At 72.7% G+C, this 20,503-nt stretch carries 21 protein-coding genes; 15 read left to right on the top strand and 6 right to left on the bottom strand.

Annotated features, from left to right (window positions below; all coding sequences use genetic code 11):
• Positions 1 to 119 precede the first annotated feature (119 nt).
• The 6 genes from J2Z30_RS19935 to J2Z30_RS19910 all read right to left on the bottom strand — a co-directional run bounded on the left by J2Z30_RS19935 (position 120) and on the right by J2Z30_RS19910 (position 4,647).
• A complete protein-coding gene (locus J2Z30_RS19935) occupies positions 120 to 1,265 on the bottom strand; it encodes a methyltransferase domain-containing protein (RefSeq protein ID WP_044569240.1) in 1,146 nt (381 codons plus the stop codon).
• Positions 1,262 to 1,969, bottom strand: a complete 708-nt coding sequence (locus J2Z30_RS19930; protein ID WP_245388203.1) for an MvdC/MvdD family ATP grasp protein — start codon at positions 1,967 to 1,969, stop codon at positions 1,262 to 1,264. The genes J2Z30_RS19935 and J2Z30_RS19930 overlap by 4 nt, the downstream gene beginning before the upstream one ends.
• A gap of 234 nt (positions 1,970 to 2,203) precedes the next feature.
• The gene (locus J2Z30_RS19925; protein ID WP_209468750.1) at positions 2,204 to 2,347 is read right to left on the bottom strand and encodes a hypothetical protein; all 144 of its coding nucleotides are present in this window, start codon (positions 2,345 to 2,347) and stop codon (positions 2,204 to 2,206) included.
• A complete protein-coding gene (locus J2Z30_RS19920) occupies positions 2,344 to 2,739 on the bottom strand; it encodes a hypothetical protein (protein ID WP_063790891.1) in 396 nt (131 codons plus the stop codon). The genes J2Z30_RS19925 and J2Z30_RS19920 overlap by 4 nt, the downstream gene beginning before the upstream one ends.
• Positions 2,736 to 3,344: a hypothetical protein gene (locus J2Z30_RS19915; protein WP_044569242.1), complete on the bottom strand. Its 609-nt coding sequence runs from the start codon at positions 3,342 to 3,344 to the stop codon at positions 2,736 to 2,738. Before J2Z30_RS19915 ends, J2Z30_RS19920 begins: the two co-directional genes overlap by 4 nt.
• A 103-nt stretch (positions 3,345 to 3,447) precedes the next feature.
• Positions 3,448 to 4,647, bottom strand: coding sequence for a helix-turn-helix domain-containing protein (locus tag J2Z30_RS19910; protein ID WP_044569243.1), 1,200 nt, complete (start codon positions 4,645 to 4,647; stop codon positions 3,448 to 3,450).
• A gap of 31 nt (positions 4,648 to 4,678) precedes the next feature.
• Between J2Z30_RS19910 and J2Z30_RS19905 the strand changes: the two genes are divergently transcribed.
• The 15 genes from J2Z30_RS19905 (at position 4,679) to J2Z30_RS19835 (ending at position 20,462) form a co-directional block, all read left to right on the top strand.
• Positions 4,679 to 5,401, top strand: coding sequence for an HAD family hydrolase (locus J2Z30_RS19905; RefSeq protein WP_209468749.1), 723 nt, complete (start codon positions 4,679 to 4,681; stop codon positions 5,399 to 5,401).
• Between the two features lie 49 nt (positions 5,402 to 5,450).
• A complete protein-coding gene (locus tag J2Z30_RS19900; RefSeq protein ID WP_044581292.1) occupies positions 5,451 to 5,681 on the top strand; it encodes a hypothetical protein in 231 nt (76 codons plus the stop codon).
• Positions 5,682 to 6,082: 401 nt separating this feature from the next.
• Entirely contained in the window at positions 6,083 to 8,095 is a 2,013-nt protein-coding gene (locus J2Z30_RS19895; RefSeq protein WP_486389197.1) for a DUF8189 domain-containing protein, read from the top strand.
• A 117-nt stretch (positions 8,096 to 8,212) separates the two neighbouring features.
• Positions 8,213 to 9,505, top strand: a complete 1,293-nt coding sequence (locus J2Z30_RS19890; RefSeq protein WP_044569245.1) for an ABC transporter substrate-binding protein — start codon at positions 8,213 to 8,215, stop codon at positions 9,503 to 9,505.
• Between the two features lies 1 nt (position 9,506).
• Positions 9,507 to 10,442 carry a carbohydrate ABC transporter permease gene (locus J2Z30_RS19885; RefSeq protein ID WP_044569246.1) on the top strand — a complete coding sequence of 312 codons (936 nt, stop codon included), beginning with the start codon at positions 9,507 to 9,509 and terminating at the stop codon, positions 10,440 to 10,442.
• Positions 10,442 to 11,296, top strand: coding sequence for a carbohydrate ABC transporter permease (locus tag J2Z30_RS19880; protein WP_044569247.1), 855 nt, complete (start codon positions 10,442 to 10,444; stop codon positions 11,294 to 11,296). The genes J2Z30_RS19885 and J2Z30_RS19880 overlap by 1 nt, the downstream gene beginning before the upstream one ends.
• A complete protein-coding gene (locus J2Z30_RS19875; protein ID WP_044569248.1) occupies positions 11,293 to 13,383 on the top strand; it encodes an alpha-galactosidase in 2,091 nt (696 codons plus the stop codon). Before J2Z30_RS19880 ends, J2Z30_RS19875 begins: the two co-directional genes overlap by 4 nt.
• Positions 13,384 to 13,434: 51 nt before the next feature.
• Positions 13,435 to 14,205, top strand: a complete 771-nt coding sequence (locus J2Z30_RS19870; protein ID WP_044569249.1) for an SDR family NAD(P)-dependent oxidoreductase — start codon at positions 13,435 to 13,437, stop codon at positions 14,203 to 14,205.
• Positions 14,206 to 14,242: 37 nt separating this feature from the next.
• Positions 14,243 to 15,019, top strand: a complete 777-nt coding sequence (locus J2Z30_RS19865; protein ID WP_044569250.1) for a FadR/GntR family transcriptional regulator — start codon at positions 14,243 to 14,245, stop codon at positions 15,017 to 15,019.
• Entirely contained in the window at positions 15,016 to 16,161 is a 1,146-nt protein-coding gene (gene dgoD / locus J2Z30_RS19860; RefSeq protein WP_044569251.1) for a galactonate dehydratase, read from the top strand. Before J2Z30_RS19865 ends, dgoD begins: the two co-directional genes overlap by 4 nt.
• A 4-nt stretch (positions 16,162 to 16,165) precedes the next feature.
• Positions 16,166 to 16,978 (top strand): hypothetical protein, encoded by an 813-nt coding sequence (locus J2Z30_RS19855; protein ID WP_044569252.1) that lies wholly within the window; start codon positions 16,166 to 16,168, stop codon positions 16,976 to 16,978.
• A 30-nt stretch (positions 16,979 to 17,008) separates the two neighbouring features.
• Positions 17,009 to 17,644: a bifunctional 4-hydroxy-2-oxoglutarate aldolase/2-dehydro-3-deoxy-phosphogluconate aldolase gene (locus J2Z30_RS19850; protein WP_044569253.1), complete on the top strand. Its 636-nt coding sequence runs from the start codon at positions 17,009 to 17,011 to the stop codon at positions 17,642 to 17,644.
• On the top strand, positions 17,641 to 18,585 hold the full coding sequence (locus tag J2Z30_RS19845; RefSeq protein ID WP_308279975.1) for an SMP-30/gluconolactonase/LRE family protein: 945 nt from the start codon (positions 17,641 to 17,643) through the stop codon (positions 18,583 to 18,585). Before J2Z30_RS19850 ends, J2Z30_RS19845 begins: the two co-directional genes overlap by 4 nt.
• Positions 18,586 to 18,905: 320 nt before the next feature.
• On the top strand, positions 18,906 to 19,850 hold the full coding sequence (locus J2Z30_RS19840) for a sugar kinase (protein ID WP_308279987.1): 945 nt from the start codon (positions 18,906 to 18,908) through the stop codon (positions 19,848 to 19,850).
• Positions 19,851 to 20,027: 177 nt separating this feature from the next.
• Positions 20,028 to 20,462, top strand: a complete 435-nt coding sequence (locus J2Z30_RS19835) for an ATP-binding protein (protein ID WP_044569254.1) — start codon at positions 20,028 to 20,030, stop codon at positions 20,460 to 20,462.
• Positions 20,463 to 20,503: the final 41 nt, after the last annotated feature.

The following is a 20,503-nucleotide window of genomic DNA, read 5'->3' as shown; positions in this document are numbered from 1 at the left end:
GGCGGCGCTTCCCGCAAGGCCCCGTAGCTCGGAGTCGAGGCTGGCGTCCTTGCTCGCGTTGATAGCTGCGCCGAGGTCGCCGACCAGGCCCAAGTCGTCATCGTCGTCTTCCGGAGTTCTCACGCCGACTGGCCCGGCAGACGCCAGGCCACGCCATCCGGCTCGTCCAACCACAGCGTATGAACACCTTCCGGGTCCACCGTCAGGCCGTAGCGCTCATGCCCCGGCCGCCCGGCATCCCGCCACTGGGTGAGCAGCGGCTCCCGCTCGGCCCACAGATCACGCGGCCCACCGTGGTCGAGCCAGGCGGTCATGACCCCGGCCTCGGTCATGGTGATCCGTGCCCATGACGAGCTCTCCGGGTCGAAGAGGCATCGCGTCTGCCGACCGTCCTCGGCCACCAGAGCGAAGTCGTTGACCTCCGGCTGCAGCAGCGCGGAGAGGAACTGCGGCCCGGGGGCGTCCAGGACTGCGGGGAGGGTGATCTCCCGGGTCTGGCCGGACCACGTCAGCAGCGGCTGCACGAGCCGCCCTGTGGTGGTTCCCACCGTGTCGGGGGTCGGCCGGGCATTCATGAAGGTGGCCAGGCCGGAGAGGAACGTGCCGCCGGCGGAGTGGTCGTTCCGGACCACCAGGCGCACGATGCCGCAGCCGATGTTCGCCACGATCACCCCACCCGGGCGCAGTTGGTCCCGCCAGGGCGTCGGGATCCGGCCCACCCCGCACGTCGCCAGCAGCCGATCGTACGGTGCACGCTCCGGGTACCCGGCCGTCCCATCCCCCGCGACGAGGGTGGGTTCGTACCCGGCTGAGCGAAGGCGGGTCTTCGCCGAGGCCACCAGCTCGGGGTCGACGTCGACCGTCACGACATGGTCGGGCCCGAGGCGGTGGGAGAGCAGCGCGGCGTTGTAGCCGGTGCCCGCGCCGATCTCCAGCACGGTGTCCCCGTCCCGCACATCGAGGGCCTCGAGCATCTCGGCCATGAGGGAAGGCTGCGTGGAGGAGCTGGTGGCGGTGCCATCCTGGTCGAACTGGGTCAGCAGGGAAACGTCCTGGTAGGCCGCGGCCAGCCAGGCGGGGTCGCCCTGGCTGTACCGGTGCAGGCTGCCCTGCGCCCGGACGGTGAAGTCGGAGACGAACTCGTGGCGGGGAACGCCGAGGAAGGCGGCGCGCCAGGGCTTGGACCGGATACAGCCGGTCCTCGCCAGGTGGTCGGCCATGTGCTGGCGCAGTTCGTCAGCGGACGGCGTGTTGGTGATGCTCACGGGTGGGCCCTCTCGAGTAGGTCAGCGAGTGCTCGGGTGATGGGCGCTCTCAGGTCGGGGACGAATCCCCACTGCCCGTTCGGATTTACCTCGATCAGGTGCCAGCGCCCCTGTGGGTTAACGAGGAAGTCCAGGGCGGCGTATCGCAGGCCGAACGTGAACATGAGCATGTGGACGCCCCGAGCGATGTGCTTGGGCAGCTCGCACGGCTTGTATGTCAGGCTGTCGTAGTCCGCCCGGAAGTCGAGGCGGGAGGCTGCTGACCCGGCGTGGATCTCGGCGGCGAACAGCTGACACCCAACGGCGGTGAGCCGCACCTCGTATGCCTTGTCCACCCACTCCTGGAACTGGTGGGCGGTGCGCCCGACGGACTCGTCGATCTCGCCGGGCCGGACCTGTGTGGTCCACAGGGCCTGTGGGCGGTCGTCGTGGTCGCTGGGGTGGGTGGTGCCGAGTGCCTTGTACGCGGCGACTTCGCCGGGCAGCGCGGCGACGAACTCACGGGCCTCGGCCAGGTCGTTGGTGATCAGCGTCCGGGGTACGGACAGTCCGCTGCGGGCCGCCGCGGCCAGGGCGACGGGCGGGAACGCAGCCAGGGCGTTTCGGTTCGGGTGGTTCACCCACAGGGCGGGCAGCGTGTACAGCAGCCCATTGAACCCGGCATGCGCCTCTGCCTGGGCCCATCGCGCGTCCTGCTCGGACATGTCCGGATGGAGCCGGTGGGCGCCGGGGCGCCGGTAGTACACCGACCGGACCTCGGTGAGAGAGACGTCCCGGTGCTGACCACGTAACGCGCCCTCCCACGACGTATGGTCGGGGCCGGGTCCCTGCCCTGCGACCGGTGACTGTCCCGGCTGCACCTGCCGCAGGGGGTAGGAGGGTGGGCCGCTGACGCCGTCGTCCGGTACGGGGCCCGGAACACCAGCGACCCACCCGGCTTATGGGGCCGGGTTGCTCGCGAAGCAGAGCCAGACTGCGGGGACCGGCAGCGCGGTGAGCGCGACGAGCAGCAGGCCCATCCGGGCAGCGCGGAAGACGAGCAGCCCGGCCCGCACTGCGGGGGTCTGTCGGTGGGGCCTCATCGGGGGTCTCCCGGGCTCTTCCGGCGGGGTGGGGGTGGCTGCGCCCCTTCGGGGAGGTTGGCCCGTACCTCGCGGTACAGGGCGCCCCCGGCGGCACACCGCTCGCCGGTCCGGCAGCCGGGGCAGTCCACGGCGTGGCCAAGCCAGCGGCTCCAGGCCGTCGGCTCGGGCTCCGGCGGCGCGGGCTCCGCGCCGCAGGTGGGGGCGCAGGCCCACACCTCGTAGACCATGTGGGCAGAGCCGCGTTTGACCGTTACGGTGCCCAGCGGCCGACTGGGCGCGTCGGTCAGGCGTAGGCCGCAGAGCACGCAGTCCCAGCCGCTGGTCTGGGCGTGGGTGAGCGTGTCGGGGTCCACCAGGGCCGAGACCGTCGCCTGCTCGGGGGCCGTCATCGGGTCCTGCCCCGGTCGAGCGCGCGGCGCATGGCGGCGGCCTGGGCGACGGAATCGCGCGGGTAGTCCCGGGCGTGGGTCGGGCAGGCGTAGACGGCCGCGCTGGCGACACTGCCGCTGTGCTCTATGGACACTGGGACCGGTTCGTCGGTGGGGAGTTGGCAGCGGTAGCAGAGCTGTCGGCCGTCCGGTTCCGGGCCGAGGACGGCATCCAGGGCCTGGCGCAGGGCGGGCACCAGGTGATGGGTGTCGGTCAGGTACTGTCCGGGGCCGAGCGGGATCCGCCAGTAGGTTCGGTGTTCAGGCCCCCAGGACGCGGGCGGTACGCCGAGGAGGGTGCCCTCGTCGGCGAGCTCGGTGAGGACGCGGACCTGGCGCATCCGCCACCCGCGGGGGGTGTCCGTGCCGATCGCGATGAGCCAGTACGTCTTGCCGTAGGTGTCGTCCTGGATGACCGCTCCGGACTGGTCACCGAGCAGTTCCAGGGCGCGGTCCGCGACGCTGGTGGGCGCGGACACGGCGTCCCACCATGTGCCGACCGGTAACGCCTCGACGTCTTCGGTGTTCGGCGGTGTCCACGGCAGGACTTGGGGATTCGTCGGCACAGTAGCCCCCGGACATCATCGGTGATCGGGTGATGACTGACCGTAAAGACGTCTGGGGCTGTTCACCCGAGCTGTCAGTTCGGGTGAACCACAAGCTCGCCGGTCAGAAGACTCCGACCCGCTCTGCCAACTTCTCCGCCTGGCGGGCGTGCATGGCCCGGCCGCGTCGGATCACCGTGAGCATCAGCTCTCGCGCCAAGGGAGTACGCGCCAGATCCTCCGGCGCCAAGTCCTCCAGCTCCAGCAGACTCAAGAGCACCGCGGCGTCCTCGCGGCGCAGGTTGTGGCAGCGGGCTACCTCGAGATTGAAGGTGAACGACCGCTCCATTGACGGGAGGCCGCTGGTGTCCACCTCGTCCGCGACATGCAGCGCCTCGCTCGCCTCGCCTGCTTCCATTTCGATACTGACTTCGTGCAGGTCCACGTTGGTGGGACCGAACACGGTCCACATGATGTTTCCCTCTCCGACCTTCCTAGCCGCTGGGCGGGCCTGGGTGCGCAGGCGTTCCCGCGCCGCCGACCAGTTGCGGTGCCTGGCTTCGGCGACGACCGCCACCAGCTGGAGCGCACCCGACATCGCGACCCGATCCGAGGCGGACATGGGCACCTGGCGTAGTTCCTCGACAGCGCGTAGCGCGACCTGCTCGGCGCCATCTGGTTCCTGCGCTGCCAGGAGAACGTGTCCCAGGTTCCACTGAGCAGCCGCTATCCGCAGCGGATCGTCTGCCTCCTCGGCTGCCCTTACCGCCCGATCGGCAGCCATCATCGACAGATCCACACGCCCAGTGCGTCGCAGGTACGACCGCAGCAGGAAGTAGAGGTCAGCCGTCACGCGCATGACGTCCCGGCGTCGGCCGGTGTCCTCGGCTGACCGGTGGGCCCGCGCAGCGTGCTCGGCATCAGCGATCAGGCTGGGCAAGACACCAGCCATGTCGGTGAACCGTGACTGGCTGCTTTGCCAGGCTCGCCAGGCGCTCTCCACACGCTCGCGTAGCGCTGTCGGCGCGGCAGCGGGGGCGCTGCGAGGTGGCCCGTAGCCCATGAGCGCCTGCACGATCGCGGGCTCGGTGGTGTCCGGGGGCACGCGGCTGGGCGTGGGCGTGTCAGCGAGCAGTGCGGCGGTGGGCACTCCGAGCTCCTGGGCGATGGCGTGCAGGATCGGCAGGGACGGGATCTTGAGCCCCCGTTCGATCTGGGACAGGTAGTCGGGAGAGATACCGGCGAGCCCGGCCACAACGTCCTGTCGCCGTTCGCCGCGATAGTGCCTGATCCTGTCGCCGACTGGCAGATCGGATGCGACCATGCCTACCTCCGTACGTATCCCCACTCAGCGCATGGTGCGCGTCACCAACGGGGCCGGTATCCAACGATCGGAAGGCGAGGCAGTGTCGCTGCTCGTGTTGTGGGACATCGACCACACACTCGTAGATACCCGAGGGGTCGGCCGTGAACTCTGGGCTGAAGCCTTCGAGGAGGTTACCGGTCAACCCATGCGGGAGCAGGCGAAGATCGACGGGTCGACCGAGCCGGTCATCCTCCGGGAGACGCTGGAACTGCACGGTCTGCCGGACAACCGGGCACTCTTCGAGGAGTTCGCCCAAGCACTCGGTGCCGCGCACGTCCGGCGGGCGGCCGAGCTACGCGAGCGCGGGCACGCCCTCCCTGGGGCGCCGTTGCTACTGGCGGCCCTCGCAGCGCATCGCGAGGTCACGCAGACCGTAATGACCGGCAACGTCCGGGCAGCTGCAGAGGTGAAGCTGATGGCCTTCGGGCTCGACCAGCACATCGACCTGACGATCGGTGCCTTCGGCGAGGATGCAGACGAGCGTCCGCAGCTGGTACGCACTGCCCTGCAGCGTGCTCAGGTGCCATCAGAAGACGCCGTCCTTGTTGGAGACACTCCATACGACGTCGCGGGTGGGTTGAGCTGTGGCGTCCGGGTGATCGGGGTGGCTACCGGGCGTACCAGTGCGAGCGATCTACGGGCTGCCGGTGCTACGGAAGTCGTCGAAGATCTTACGGATACGGGGAGGATGCTGAAGCTCCTGATGAGGTAAGGGAGGCACCCGCGCGGGTATCGGGTGTGTCGGATTTATGATCCATCGCGTGGATATTCTCGGCAGACTCATCGAACTCCAGACAGCAGCTGACGCCGAGCACGCCAAGCTCACCAGCCTCGACGGGCCCGAGCACGCCGCCCAGCGGCAGAGCTGGTTCACGGCCGCCGCGACGATCCAGGCCGCCATTACCGAGCACGCCCAGGAGAACGGGCTCAACCGCTTCGACCTGGAAGCCGCGGTCAAGAAGGCCGCACGGCACCCCTCGGACGACGGCTGAGCACGACGCCCCCTCCGGGGCCCGCGTGTACGCGGGTTCGGTGGGGTGTGGCATGGGGCCGTCTCGATCCTCGGTGGGGCAGGGGGCTGTTTAAATAAATTAGGAATAATTCTTGACAGGGTTTCGGCCACGGGCCACAGTCCTTGCCGTGACGCCGCCGACGCCGTCGGAGGGCGCGGCCGCGTCACGTCTCCTTCCTGCTTCCCAACCATCGGGAGAGGCACGTGACGTCACCCCAGCCCGCACGGAGACCCCGTCACCGCACCCTCGTCCGCGGCGCCGTCGCGACCGCGATCGCCGTGGTCCTGGCCGCGACCGCGGTGCCGACGGCCGCGGCCGATCCGGCCGTGGACCAAGGCGCGCCCGACTACTACGACAGCGGGCTCGCCCCAACGCCCTACATGGGCTGGAACACGTACTACGGACTGGGCGCGCCCACCGAGAAGGAGGTGCGCGCGGTCGCGGACCGGCTCGTCAGCAGCGGGTTGCGCGACAGCGGTTACGACATCGTGTGGCTGGACGGCGGCTGGCAGGCCGACACCCCGCGTGACGGGCGGGGGCGGCTGGCGGCTCACCCGGACCGCTTCCCCTCCGGTATCCCGGCCCTCGTCTCCTATCTGCACCAGCGCGGTCTGCGGGCCGGTATCTACACCGACGCCGGCACCTACGACGGCGGCAAGAGCTGCGGCCTCGGCAGCCGTGGCCACTACACCGAGGACGCCCGGCAGTTCGCGGACTGGAAGATTGACGCGATCAAGGTCGACTTCCTGTGCGGCATCGGCGAGAAGCTCGATCCGGGTCCGGCCTTCAAGGAGTTCGGCGACGCGGTCGCGAAGTCCGGACGCCGGATGCTGCTGAACCTGTGCAATCCGCTCACCGACGACTGGGGCCTGCCGCACACCCCCGAGCAGGACGCGCACAACGCCTACGCCTACGCCCCGACGATCGCGGACTCCTGGCGCACCGGCACCGATATCGCCTGGGGCACCCCGAGCCCCGGTCAGTGGCCCAATGTGCTGCGCAACATGGACGCCAACGCCTGGCACCCCGAGGCGCAGGGACCCGGTCACTACAACGACCCCGACTACCTCATCCCCATGCGCCGCATGGTCGACGGCTCACTGGAGCTGACGGAGGAGGAGTCCACCACGCAGTTGGTGATGTGGGCCGAGATGGGCTCCCCGCTGGTCATCGGCTCCGACCCCCGCTCCCTGTCCGATTCGATGCTCCGCACGCTGCGCAACCCGGAGATCATCGCCGTCGACCAGGACCCGCTGGCCGTCCAGGGCGTGCGGGTGGCCACCGACTCCGTCGGCGACGTCTACAGCAAGGCCCTCTCGGGTCACGGTCGGCGCGCCGTCGTCCTGCTCAACCGCTCGGACCGGCCCGCCGAGCGCACGGTGACCTTCTCCGACGTGGCGCTGGGCGGCCCGGTCGCGGTCCGCGACCTGCGTGCACGTGCCGGCCGCGGGACGCACACCGGGTCGTACACGGTCGAGGTGCCGGCGCACGGCACCGCGTTCCTCACGCTCACCGGCGAGGACGCCCTCCCCGGCGCGGACCTGGGCCGGAAGACCTCGGCGAGCCCGGCCGTCGTACGCGAAGGCGACACGCTGACCACCTTCTTCCGCGGACCGGGCGGCACCCTCGTCCAGCACACGGACGACGGCGGCGACGGCAGGCCGCGGACGAAGGATCTCGGCGGCCCGGCGCACGGGAGGATCCTCGGCCAGCCCGCCGCCCACGCCTCGGCGGGCGGGCGGATCGACGTCTTCGTGCGGGGCGCCGACTCCCGGGCGTACCGGCGGGTCTTCGCGCACGGGCGCTGGGGCGGCTGGCAGGCCCTCGGCGGGAAGCTGACCGACGCGCCCTCGGTGGCGTTCACCGACGGGACGCACTGGACGCTGACCGCGCGCGGCGCGGACGGGCGGATCAGCCAGCGGGGGCCGTCGTCCGGCTGGTCGTCGCTGGGCGCGCCGGGCGACCGGCCGACGTACGGCAGGCCCTCGGCCGTCGTGGACGCACGGGGCCGGATCCATGTGGCCGTCCGGACCTCGGCGGACGAGGTGTGGACGCGGTCGCGCGACGCCTCCGGGCAGTGGTCGGAGTGGAGTTCGCTCGGCGGGACGGTGAGCGGCAGCCCGACGCTGGTCGCCGTGGGCGACGCGGTGGTGCTGTACGCGCGGGGCGCCGACTACACGCTCTGGCAGCGGCGGTACGGACACGGCGACTGGGAGGGGTGGAGCAAGCGGCCGGAGTTCCCCAGCGGCGCGTTCGACGGTGCGCTCGGGGCGGTCGCGGGCCCGGACGGGGCGGTCGCGGGCCCGGACGGCGCGGTCGCGGGCCCGGACGGGGCGGTCGACGCCGTGTACCGCGGGGTCGACGGCTCCGTACACCGAACCCAGTTCAAATAAATTAGGAATTAATATTGACGTGGTGCGAGCGCCACGCGAACCTGGATCCGCCGCGAGCGCGCCCCGGCCCCGTCAGCGGGGCCGGGCCCCGTCGAGTGGATCCACAAGGAGCACTTCATGCGATACGCACACCCCAGCCGACGGCTGTTCCTCGCCGGCCTCGGCGCCGCCGGGACCACGGCGCTGCTCAGCGGCTGTGTCACCGCCGGCTCCTCCGGCAAGAGCTCCTCCGGGGGCGGAGCGGTGACCTTCCAGTCCAACCTGTCCGCGCCGCAGGCGAAGGCGGCGATGGAGGACCTCGTCGCCGCCTACGCCAAGGAGGGCTCCGGGCGCGCCACCCTCAACACCGTCGCCGCCGAGACCTTCCGCACCCAGCTCCCCACCTATCTGACCTCCGCCAACCCGCCCGATGTGTACACCTGGTACCCGGGCTCGGTGGCGGACGCGTACGCGCGCAAGAACCTGCTGCTCGACCTCGGCGAGGTGTGGTCCGGCTCGCCCGACCTCAAGCGCTACTCCAAGGCGCTGACCACCCAGTGCACCTCGACCGCCGGTAAGAAGGTCTTCGTGCCCAGCACCTACTACTGGTGGGGCATGTTCTACCGGAAGTCCAACTTCGCCAAATGGGGCGTCAAGGAGCCCAAGAGCTGGGACGACTTCCTCGACCTGTGCGACAAGCTGAAGGCCAAGGGCGTGACGCCGATCGGCCTCGGCGCGGGCAGCAACACCCCCTGGGTGGCCTCCGCCTGGTTCGACTACCTCAACATCCGCATCAACGGCGCCGACTACCACCGCCGCCTCCTCGCCGGGAAGCAGCGCTTCGACGACCCCGAGGTGCGCAAGGTCTTCGACCGCTGGCAGGAGGCGCTCCCCTACTTCGACCCCGACGGCACCGCCCTCGCCTTCCAGGACGCCACGACCGCCCTGCTCGCCGGCCGGACCGGCATGATGCTCATCGGCACCTTCTTCGCCGACGCCGCGCCCAAGGGCGCCCTCGACGACATCGACTTCTTCCGCTTCCCGGTCATCGACCCCAAGGTCCCGCTCGCCGAGGAGGCGCCCACGGACGGCTACTTCGCCAGCGCCCGCACCGGACGCCGCGACGGGGTCTTCGAGCTGCTGCGCTACCTCGCCACCGCGGAGGCACAGGAGATCTACATCAAGGGCTCGTCGGGCACCGTCCTGCCCTGCCACCCCGACGCCAAGGACGCCGGGACCGCACTGGTGAGGAAGGGCCGCGAGCACGTCCAGGAGGCCGCCGAGATAACCCAGTTCTTCAACCGTGACTCGAGCGACGCGCTCCAGCCCACCGCGGACACCGCGCTGACCAAGTTCCTCGCCAAGCCGAAGAGCATCGGTTCGATCCTCACCGACTGGCAGCGCGACGCCGAGAAGATCTGGAAGGCGTGACGTGGCCGTCCTCACCGCGCCCGAGCGCACGCCCCCGGCCCCGCCCCCGGCCCGCGGCAGGTGGGCCCGGGGGCCCCGGCGCACGCCCCCGCTGGTCCTCGCCTTCCTTCTCGTCCCGCTGCTCGCCGAGTCGCTGTGGGTGTTCTGGCCCGCGCTCCAGGGCTTCTATCTCTCCCTGAACAAGTGGGACGGGGTGTCGGCGCCCGAGTTCGTCGGCCTGGGCAACTTCGCCGAGATGGCCCACGACGAGGTCTTCCGCACCGCGGCCGTCGACACCGTGCTGTGGCTGGTGCTGTTCGGCGGCCTGTCCGCGCTGCTCGGCCTCGGCGCCGCGCTGCTCCTCCAGCAGGAGCGCCGGGGCGTGGGCTTCTACCGCGCCGCCCTCTTTCTGCCCGTCGTGTTCTCCCTGGTGGCCACCGCCCTCGTCTGGCAGGCCATCTATCAGCCCGACGGCGTCCTCAACCGGATCCTGGAGTCGGTCGGCCTGGACAGCCTGCGCCACGCCTGGCTCGCCGACCAGGACACCGCCCTCTACGCGGTCATCGTGCCCGCGCTGTGGCGCCAGGTCGGCTATGTGATGGTGCTGTACCTGGCCGGGCTCAAGGGCATCGACCCGGTCCTGTACGAGGCGGCGAAGGTGGACGGCGCCGGGCGGTGGCAGCGGTTCCGGCATGTGACGCTGCCCCAGCTGCGCAGCGTCAACGCCGTGGTCCTTTCGGTGATCATCATCGACTCGCTGCGCTCCTTCGACGTCGTATGGTCCCTGACCCGGGGCGGCCCCTACCACTCGTCCGAACTGCTGAGCACCTATATGTACTCCACCGCCTTCCAGTCCCTGCGCCTGGGCTATGGCTCCGCCCTGGCCGTCGTGATCTTCGTGCTGGCCTTCGGCGTCATCGCCTCCTACCTCGTCCGCGCCTTCCGGGAGGCCGACTGATGACGGCACTTCGCAGCTCCGCGGCCCTGCGCCGGCGCCGCGCGGCCACCGCCGGCTTCCACCTCGGGGCCGGGGCGCTCGCCGCTCTGTGGCTGCTGCCCATCGCCCTGGTCGTGGTGACGAGCCTGCGCTCCTTCGACGACATCTCCGCCCACGGCCTGGGCAGCTGGCCCCGCTCCTTCACCCTCGGCAACTTCCAGCAGGCGTGGAGCGACGGCGGCCAGCAGCGCGCCCTGATCAACAGCCTGATCGTGACCATCCCCTGCGTACTGGTGACCCTGGCCCTGGCCGCCATGGCCGCGTTCGCCCTCAGCCGCTACGAGGTGCCCTTCCGCCGCTCCCTGCTGCTGCTGATGCTCGGCGGCAACCTGCTTCCACCGCAGATCCTGCTCATCCCGGTGTCCAAGCTGAGCGAGCTGATGGGCGTCTACGACACCCTGCCCGCCCTCATCGGCGTGCAGATCGGCTTCGGCGTCGGCTTCTACGTCTTCGTCCTGTACGGCTTCATGCGATCCATCCCGGTCGAGATCCAGCAGGCCGCCGTCGTCGACGGCGCCGGTCCCTGGCAGATCTTCTGGCGGATCATCCTGCCGCTCAGCCGCCCGGCGCTCGCCGCGCTCAGCGCCCTGTCCTTCACCTGGATCTTCAACGATCTGCTGTGGGCCATCACCGTGCTGCGCAGCGACACCAAGATGCCCATCACCGCCGCCCTCATCGGGCTGCAGGGCCAGTTCGTGTCGATGTGGAACGTGATCGCCGCCGGGTCCGTCATCGCCGCGGCCCCCACCGTGGCCGTCTTCCTCCGGTTCCAGCGCCACTTCGTGGCCGGTCTCAACCTCGGAGCGGTGAAGTGACGCCGAACCAGCGCTGGACGCTGCGCACCGACCACACCGGCTACACGGTGCGGCTGTCCCCGGACGGCCCCTGGGCCGAGCTCGACGCCTGGGGCCCGCTCGGCGTCGAGACCGGCCCGTCCGCGCTGGACTGGTCGCACCGCACCCACTTCATCACCCCCGCCGACGCGGCGCCCGCCGAGTACCTGCCGTCCGGACTGCGGCCGTTCACCGGCGCCGACCTGGTGGCCGCACGACCGGGCACGGACCGCGGCGTGTGGTGGGCCTTCGAGGGGGCCACGGAGGAGGCGGGGAGCCTGCGGCTCACCTTCACCGACGATGTGCTCGGCCTGCGTACGGTCCTGTGCTACGCCACGGTGCCGGGCACCGATGTCATCCACCGCTGGACCGAGCTCAGCTGCACGGGCGACGAGGAGCTGTGGCTGGAGCGTTTCGACTCGGCCGCCGTGAACGTCCCCGTCACCGCCGGGGCCCGGCTGACGTATCTGGCGGGCCAGTGGTCGCAGGAGTTCCAGCGCACCCAACTCACGCTGTCCAGAGGCACGTTCACCATGGGCAGCCGCCAGGGCGTGCCCGGACACGCCTACGCGCCCTGGCTCGCCGTCCAGGACGCCGCGGACCCGGGCGACGGTCCCGCCTATGGCCTGGCCCTGGAGTGGCCCGGCAACTGGCACCTCACCGCGGAGGCCGAACCCGGCGGCGCGGTGCGGATCCGCGCGGGCCGCGTACCGCACGAGGGCCGGGTGCGCCTGGCGCCCGGCGACACCCTCACCACACCACGGCTCGCCTGCGCCTTCAGCGCCGAGGGACTTGACGGGCTGTCCCGCGTCTGGCACCGCTACGAACGCCGGCTGACCGGCGAGCGGCTGCACCGCCCCCGCAAGGTCCTCTACAACTCCTGGGAGGCCACCGCCTTCGACGTCGACGCGGCGGGGCAGCTGGAGCTGGCGAAGGCGGCGGCGGACATCGGGGCCGAGCTGTTCGTCGTCGACGACGGATGGTTCACCGGCCGCGCCGACGACACCGGCGGGCTGGGCGACTGGTACCCCGACCCGGTGGCGTTCCCGGACGGCTTCGGCCGGTTCGTGGCGGACATCCGTGCCCTGGGCCTGGACTTCGGCCTGTGGATCGAGCCGGAGGCCGTCAGCCCCGGCAGCGCGCTGTACGCCGAGCACCCGGACTGGGTGTACCGGATCGACGGCCGTCCGGCCCGGCTGGTGCGCCACCAGCTCCTGCTCGACCTGGGCCGGACCGATGTCCAGGACTTCGTCATCGCCACCCTGGACCGGCTGCTGACCGGCCATGACATCAGCTACCTCAAGTGGGACATGAACCGGCCGCCGACCGAGCGCGGCCGCCCCGGCGCCGGTCCGGCCGACCACCTCGACCTGGACGCCCAGCACGTCGCGGGCTATCTGCGCGTCCTGGACCGGCTGCGCGCCGCCCACCCCCGGGTCACCGTCGAGGGATGCGCGGGCGGCGGCGCACGCGTCGACCACGCGACGATCGCCTGCACCGACGTCGTCTGGCCCAGCGACAACACCGCGCCGCTTGACCGGCTGGCCGTCCAGTACGGCTTCCTGCACGCCCATGCCCCGCATGTGATGAGCTCCTGGGTCACCGACGCCCCCGGCGTCTTCGACCCCCGTCCGCGCAGCCTCGCCTTCCGCTTCGTCACCGCCATGTGCGGAGTCCTCGGCATCGGCGCCGACCTGCGCCACTGGGACGCCGGGCGGCGCGCCGAGGCCGCCCGCTGGATCGCCCGCTACAAGGAGGTGCGCGATGTCATCCACCTCGGCGAGGCCCGGCTCCTGGGCAGCCCGCTGGACGCCACCTGCGGGGTGCAGTACGACGGCCCCGACGGACGCACCGTCGTCGCCGCGCTCGGCACCGGCCGCCTGGACGGGGCCCCGCTCGTCCCGGGGCGTCCGGCCCGGCTCCGGCTGCGCGGCCTCGACCCGGCCGCCCGCTACCGGGACGACGCGTCGGCGACCACCTACAGCGGCGCCCATCTGCTGCACTACGGGCTGCCGTTCGCCTGGAGCGCCGACCACGATGCCGAACTGGTGGTGCTGATGCGGCAGTAGAGACTTCCGACGGCACACCCCCCGACGTACAGCGAAGGAGCCCGACCCACGATGGAACCGCCCCGCCGCCGCGGTGACCGCTTCACCGACCGCACGGCCGTGGTCACCGGAGCCGCCTCCGGCATCGGCGCCGCCACCGCCGAACGCCTCGCCCAGGAGGGCGCCGCCGTCGTGCTCGCCGACATCGCCGAGGAGCGCGGCACGGCGGTCGCCGAGCGGATCGGGGAGGACGGCGGCCGCGCCCGCTTCGTGACCGCCGACGTCTCCACGGAGGAGGGCTGGCGGCGGATCGCGGCCGCCGCCCGCGACTTCGGCCCGGTCGACGTGCTCGTCAGCAATGCCTACACCGTCGACGTCGCCCCCGCCCACGAAACGTCCCTGGATTCCTGGCAGCGGCAGCTCGCCGTCAACCTCACCGGCGCCTTCCTCGGCTTCCGGGCCGTCCTGGACGATCTGCGCGCCCGCCGCGGAGCCGTCGTCCTGACCTCGTCCGTCCACGCCCACAAGGGCATCCCCGGCCACCCCGCCTACGCGGCCTCCAAGGGGGCGCTGCTGTCCCTGTGCGGTCAGCTCGCCGTCGAGTACGGGCCCGAGGTGCGGGTCAACGCGGTGCTGCCCGGCCCGATCCTGACGGCGGCCTGGGACCGGGTCTCCCCCGAGGACCGCGCGCGCAGCGTCGCCGAGACCGCGGCCGGGCGGTTCGGCACCCCCGAGGAGGTGGCCGCGGCCATCGCCTTCCTCGGCTCCCACGAGTCCTCGTACATCACGGGTGCGAGTCTTCTCGTGGACGGCGGCTGGAGCGTCGTCAAGTCCTCCGCATGACCACCGCGATCAGCTCGCACCAGAAAGGCAGTACGACATGACGCCCTACGCCCGCCGCGGCGTGCACGGCCAGACCGTGGAGGCCCTCGCCCGCCGCGTCCTGAGCGGCGACCTCCCCGAGGGGTCCACCCTGGACCTGGTCGCCCTGCAGAGCGAACTGGATGTCAGCCTCACCGCCCTGCGCGAGTCGCTGAAGGTCCTGGCCGCCAAGGGGATGGTCGACGCCCGTCAGAAGCGCGGCACCTTCGTGCGGAGCCGCTCGGACTGGAACCTGCTCGACGCCGACGTCCTGCGCTGGCAGTTCGAGAGCGACCGCACCACCGACGCCGACAGCGCGCTGCTGCACAACCTCGCCGAGGTGCGCGGCATCATCGAGCCGGCGGCCGTACGGCTGGCCGCCGAGCGGCGCACCGACGCCGACCTCGCCGCCCTGGACGCCGCCGTGGACGCGATGGGGCAGGGCGGCTCCGACGCCGCCCACGCGGTGGAGGCCGACCTCGCCTTCCACCGCGCGCTGCTCGCGGCCACCCACAACGAACTGCTCGAACGCATGGAGATGGTGATCGAGTCGGGCCTCGCCTACCGCGATCGCATCGTGCACAGCTCCCCGCACAGCGAGGATCCGGTCCCCGCCCACCGCGCGGTCCTGGACGCCGTACGCGCCCGGGACCCGCGGGCCGCCGAGGCCGCCATGCGGGCCCTGCTCGACCAGGCCGGTCGCGACCTGGACCGGATCGGCGGCTCCCACGACATCGCCGGCTCCCCCGACATCGGCGGCTCCCCCGACGACACGGAAAGGCCCACCCGCCAGTGAAGATCACCCGTATCGAGACCTTCCTCGTGCCACCGCGCTGGCTGTTCTGCCGCGTCGAGACCGACGACGGCGTGGTCGGCTGGGGCGAGCCCGTCGTCGAGGGGCGCGCCGAGGTGGTCCGCGCGGCCGTCGACGTCCTCGCCGGCTATCTGATCGGCCAGGATCCGCTGCGCATCCAGGACCACTGGCAGGTGCTCACCAAGGGCGGCTTCTACCGCGGCGGACCCGTCCTGTCCAGCGCCGTCGCCGGTCTCGACCAGGCCCTGTGGGACATCGCGGGCAAGACCTACGGCGCCCCCGTGCACGCCCTGCTGGGCGGCCCCGTACGCGACCGCGTCCGGGTGTACGCCTGGGTCGGCGGCGACGAGCCCGCCGAGCTGTCCGAGCAGATAGCCGCGCAGGTCGAGGCGGGCTTCACGGCGGTGAAGATGAACGGCGCCGGGGCGACCTCCCCGATGCCCACCCCGGCCGAGACCGCCGCGGTCGTGGACCGTGTGGCCGCCGCCCGGGAGGCGCTCGGCCCGGACCGCGACGTGGCCGTCGACTTCCACGGCCGCTTCACCGCCGCCGGGGCCCGCCGCGTCCTGCCCGAACTGGCCGCCCTCCACCCGCTGTTCGTGGAGGAGCCCGTCGTCCCCGAGCACGGCCATCTGCTCCCCGGCCTGGTCGCCGCGAGCCCGGTGCCCCTCGCCACCGGTGAACGGCTGTACGGGCGTGCGGAGTTCCTGCCGGTCCTCGCCGCCGGCATCGCCGTCGCGCAGCCCGACCTGTCCCACGCGGGCGGCATCTCCGAGGTCCACCGCATCGCCTCGCTCGCCGAGACCTACGGCGCCCAGCTCGCCCCGCACTGCCCGCTCGGCCCCATCGCGCTGGCCGCCAGCCTCCAGGTGGCGTTCGCGACGCCGAACTTCCTGATCCAGGAGCAGAGCCGCGGCATCCATTACAACAAGGACGCCGATCTGCTGTCCTACCTCGTCGACCCCGAGCCGTTCCGCTTCGTCGCCGGCCATGCGCCGCGCGGCGACGCCCCCGGCCTCGGCATCACCATCGACGAGGCGGCCGTACGCGCGGCCGACCGCACCGGCCACGCCTGGCGCAACCCGGTCTGGCGGCACCCCGACGGCTCCTTCGCGGAGTGGTGACGGCGTGCTGGAGATCGTCACCGACTCCGCGCACGGCGGCCGCTGGACCTCGCTCCGCGCGGACGGACACGAATGGCTCTGGCACCGCCCGGCGCCGGAGCGGGAGCGGGCGTCGCCCGGGGACGCCTTCGTGGACGCGGGCGGCCTGGAGGAGTGCGTCCCCACCGTCCGCGGCACCCCCGACCACGGTGACGCCTGGTCGCGCCCGTGGCGGCGCGAGGGGGACGCGGACACCGTGCGCTGCGACCGGTTCGCGCTGACGCGCACGATCCGCGCTACGCCCGACGGCGCCGAGGCCGGCTACGTCCTCCGCGCCGATCCGGGCTTCCGCTTCATCTGGGCCGCCCACGCCCTGCTCGACCTGACCCCGCGCGCGACCCTGCGGCTGCGCGAGGGGGCGCGCACCCGGCTCTTCCCGGAGGCCGCGCCACTGCTGGACCGGCCCTGGCCGGCCGGGGCGCCGTGGGTCGAGGGCGACTGGCCCGCACCCCTGGGCCCGGCCCTCGACCGGTTCGGGCCGGACGACGGCACCGCGGTCGGCGCGGTCGTGGACACCCCGCGCGCATGTGTCCACGACGGCACGCGATGCCTGGCCCTCGCGCTCGAGGCCGACGACGGGCAGCCGCTGTCCGTCGCCGTGTGGCGCAACCTCGGCGGATTCCCCGCCGAGAGCCCGTACCGCAGCACAGGGGTCGAGCCGATGCTCGGCCGCGCCTTCGACCTCGCCGACGCGGGTCCCGGCGACGCCGCGCTGGTCCCCGCCTCGGGCGAGGTCCGCTGGCGGCTCACGCTGACCGCGACCTGCCACTGCCCCTGAACCCGCCCCACCCTACGAGGAGTTCCGCCCGTGGACCTGCGAGCCGCCCTGGCCGCCCATCGGCTGGTCGCCATCGTGCGCGGCAGCGACCCCGAGGCCGCGCTGCGCACCGTACTGACCCTGGCCGACGAGGGCATCGAACTGATCGAGGTGTCGCTGACCGGCGAGGACGCCCTGACCGTCATCGAGCGGGCCCGCGAGGCCCTCGGCCCCGGCCGCCCCCTCGGCGCGGGCACCGTGCTCACCGCCGACGACGCCCGCGCCGCCCACCGGGCGGGCGCCGACTTCGCCGTCACCCCCGGCCTGGGCGAGGGGATGTCCACCGCGCGCGAACTGGGCCTCCCGGTGCTGGCCGGTGTCATGACCCCGACCGAGGTCATCGGCGCACGCGCGCTCGGCGCCGAGGCGTTGAAGATCTTCCCGGCCGCCCAGGCGGGCGGGCCCGGCTATCTCGAGGCGCTGCGGGGACCGTTCCCGTACGAGGTGTTCGTACCGGTCGGCGGCGTCGACGAGGCCGCGGCCCGCGCCTACCTCGCCGCCGGGGCGACCGCCGTCGGCGTCGGCTCGCCCCTCGTCGGCGACGCCGCCGACGGCGGCGGCGGCGCGGACGCCCTGCGCGCCCGCGCCCGCGCCTTCCGCACCGCGGTCCAGGAGGCCACCCGGTGATCGAGGACCCGCGCCCCATCCGCCCCATCCGCCCCACCCGCCCCGACCGGCTCGGCCTGGGCGAGGGCATCCGCTGGACCGGCAAAGCCCTCGTGCTCGTCGACATCCTCGAGGGCCATCTGCTGACGGCCCCCGAAGACCCCACCGCGCCCCTGGAGACGCTGGCCGAGCTGCCCGTCCCGCTGGGCGCGGTGGCGCCCGTCGCGGGCCGGCCCGGCACCTGGATCGCCGCCGCGGGCACCGGGATCTGTCTGCTCGGCCCCGACGCCGCCGCCACCTGGCTGGCGCGGCCCGAGGCGGATGCCCGCCCCGCCCGGCGCATGAACGACGGCACCGCCGACCCGTCCGGCAGGTTCTGGGCGGGCAGCATGGCCTACGACGCCGACGAGGACGCGGGCTCCCTCTACCGGGTGGACCACGACGGCACGGTGGTGCGGGTGCTGGCGGACATCACCATTCCGAACGGGCCCGCGTTCACCGCCGACGGACGCACCATGTACCTGGCCGACAGCGCCCGCGGTGTCGTCCGCCGTTACCCGGTCGACCCGGCGACGGGCACGCTCGGCTCGCCGACGACGTATCTCACGGTCGACGACGGCAGCCCGGACGGGATGGCCGTCGACGACGAGGGCGCGGTGTGGATGGCGGTCTGGGGGACAGGGACGGTACGCCGTCACCTGCCGGACGGCACGCTGGAACGCACCGTGCGGCTGCCCGCGAGCCAGCCCGCCGGGGTGTGTCTCCAGGGGGACGTCCTGCACATCACGACGGCCACAGTGGGCCTCGCGGCACCGGGCCCGTACGACGGCGCCCTGTTCTCGGTCCGGGTGGAAGTGCCGGGACCACCAGCGGCGGAGTACCGCCCGGCGGCCGGGCCGATCGGGGGCCGGGCCGATCGGGGCCGGGCCGATCGGGGCCGGGCCGATCGGGGCCGGTGGTGAGCGGGTCGCGTGCCGTGGGCACTGAGCGGTTCGGGCGAAGTCCGCTACGGTTCGGCAGCGCCCCGCAGGGGCGCGGGGCCGTATCGACATGCGGCTCCGCCGCGGGGCGCGACCAGCCACGACGGCGCCGCGGACGGCCGACGACGCATCGCGGCACTTCCAGCGGAGCGCTTAGCCGAGCGCGCCCACCCGCGCCGAGCGTGGTGGCCGGTGACGATGGGGCGGCACCGGCGGCCGCGTCACGGCCAACCGGGGGGCGGCCGGTCGCTGGTGGCGCGGAATCGCGGACCGCCGCGTCCTGGCCTCCCGCCGACGGCAGCGTGGTCTGCGTCGGCGAGACGATGGCCGCCCTCGCCCCGGAACCGCCCGCGTCGCTGGACACCGGCGAGAGCCTGCGGCTCTCCGTGGCGGGCGCGGAGTCCAACGTGGCGATGTACCTCGCGGACCTGGGCGTTTCCGCCGTATGGCTCTCGGCCCTCGGCGACGACCCGTTCGGCCGGCGGGTGCGTACCGCCGTCGCCGCGGCGAACGTCGACGTCTCGGGCGTACGCTCCGACCCGCACCGGCCGACGGGCCTGCTGGTGAAGGACCCCGGCCCCACGGGCACCCGCGTCCACTACTACCGGCGCGGTTCGGCGGCCTCGGCGCTGGGACCCGAGCTCCTGGACGATCCGCGGCTCGGGTCGGCGGCCCTCGTGCACCTCACGGGCGTGACGCCCGCGCTCTCCGCGTCCTGCCGCGCCCTGGTGGAACGGGCGCTCGCGACCCCTCGGGCCGACCGCGCCCACGCCATCAGCTTCGACGTCAACCACCGCCCCGCGCTGTGGCCGGACGGCACGGCCGCCACGGTCCTGCGCGACCTGGCCGACCGCGCCGACATCGTCTTCGTCGGCCTCGACGAGGCGCAGCACCTGTGGGGCGCGGACCTCGACGCGGGCGGCGTACGCGAGCTGCTGCCGCGTCCGCGGCTGCTCGTCGTCAAGGACGGCGGGCGGGAGGCGACCGCCTTCGGCGACGGGCCGGAGGTCACGGTGCCCGCCCCGCACACGGAGGTGGTGGAGCCGGTCGGCGCGGGGGACGCCTTCGCCGCCGGTTTCCTGGCGGGGCTGCTGCGCGGCGGGGCCCTGACCTCGGCGCTGCGACTCGGCCACATCACGGCCGGGTCCGCGCTCAGGGTGACCGGGGATCACGGCCCGCTGCCGGACGCCGCCACGGTCGAGCGGCTGCTCGGACTCACCGAAGGGGCATGGGCGGCGCGCGCCTGAAGCCCTCACTGGAGTCGTCGGAACCGATCCGCCTATTTGCCTCGTATAGCGTGAATGCGCCTTTCGGTCCCTAGGTCCCGTCAAGAGTGGCCCACAGCCCCTTCCGGAACTATCGTCCGCTTCATACCGTCAAGGGCTGCGGTACTCCGCTTCACGCCGACCGACTGGACGCCTTCCGTGCCCGATCCCTCCCACGCCGCCACCTGGCGCTTCGCCCTGCCGCACACGACGGCCGCCGTACCGCTGGCGCGTGCGCTGATCCGGAACACCCTGGCCGACATCGGGGCGCCCGTGGACGGCGACACGGCGGAGCTGCTGACGGCCGAGCTGGTGGCCAACGCGGTGCGGCACACGACCGGTGACGAGCCGATAGAGCTGGTGGTGGAGCTGGTGCCGACCGGGGACTGGCAGGTCGAGGTGCACGACCAGGACCCGAATCCGCCCGGCGGGCTGGACTCGCTGGGGCGCCCCGAGGGGCCCAAGAGACCCGACGGCCTCGCCGAGGGCGGACGCGGTCTGCTGCTGATCCGGACCCTCAGCGCCGACGCGGGCTACCGGCCGACCCCCTACGGCAAGGCCGTCTGGTTCGTCCTCCCGCCCACGGAGGACTGAGGGCCGCCCGTAGGACGGCCGAGGACCGCCCACCGACGGCG

Origin of the sequence: Streptomyces iranensis, from assembly GCF_017874715.1 — a bacterium.
GTDB classification, from domain to species: domain Bacteria; phylum Actinomycetota; class Actinomycetes; order Streptomycetales; family Streptomycetaceae; genus Streptomyces; species Streptomyces iranensis.
The sequence above is the reverse complement of the archived record's forward strand: the minus strand, read 5'-3'. Positions and strand labels throughout refer to the sequence as shown.

Excerpts from the sequence above, each read along its gene's own strand:
- J2Z30_RS19890 (WP_044569245.1), top strand. The coding sequence starts at position 8,213 with ATGCGATACGCACACCCCAGCCGACGGCTGTTCCTCGCCGGCCTCGGC.
- J2Z30_RS19895 (WP_486389197.1), top strand. The coding sequence starts at position 6,083 with ATGGGCTGGAACACGTACTACGGACTGGGCGCGCCCACCGAGAAGGAG.
- J2Z30_RS19865 (WP_044569250.1), top strand. The coding sequence starts at position 14,243 with ATGACGCCCTACGCCCGCCGCGGCGTGCACGGCCAGACCGTGGAGGCC.
- J2Z30_RS19870 (WP_044569249.1), top strand. The coding sequence starts at position 13,435 with ATGGAACCGCCCCGCCGCCGCGGTGACCGCTTCACCGACCGCACGGCC.
- J2Z30_RS19910 (WP_044569243.1), bottom strand. The coding sequence starts at position 4,647 with ATGGTCGCATCCGATCTGCCAGTCGGCGACAGGATCAGGCACTATCGC.
- J2Z30_RS19905 (WP_209468749.1), top strand. The coding sequence starts at position 4,679 with ATGGTGCGCGTCACCAACGGGGCCGGTATCCAACGATCGGAAGGCGAG.
- J2Z30_RS19880 (WP_044569247.1), top strand. The coding sequence starts at position 10,442 with ATGACGGCACTTCGCAGCTCCGCGGCCCTGCGCCGGCGCCGCGCGGCC.
- J2Z30_RS19930 (WP_245388203.1), bottom strand. The coding sequence starts at position 1,969 with ATGTCCGAGCAGGACGCGCGATGGGCCCAGGCAGAGGCGCATGCCGGG.
- J2Z30_RS19920 (WP_063790891.1), bottom strand. The coding sequence starts at position 2,739 with ATGACGGCCCCCGAGCAGGCGACGGTCTCGGCCCTGGTGGACCCCGAC.
- J2Z30_RS19925 (WP_209468750.1), bottom strand. The coding sequence starts at position 2,347 with ATGAGGCCCCACCGACAGACCCCCGCAGTGCGGGCCGGGCTGCTCGTC.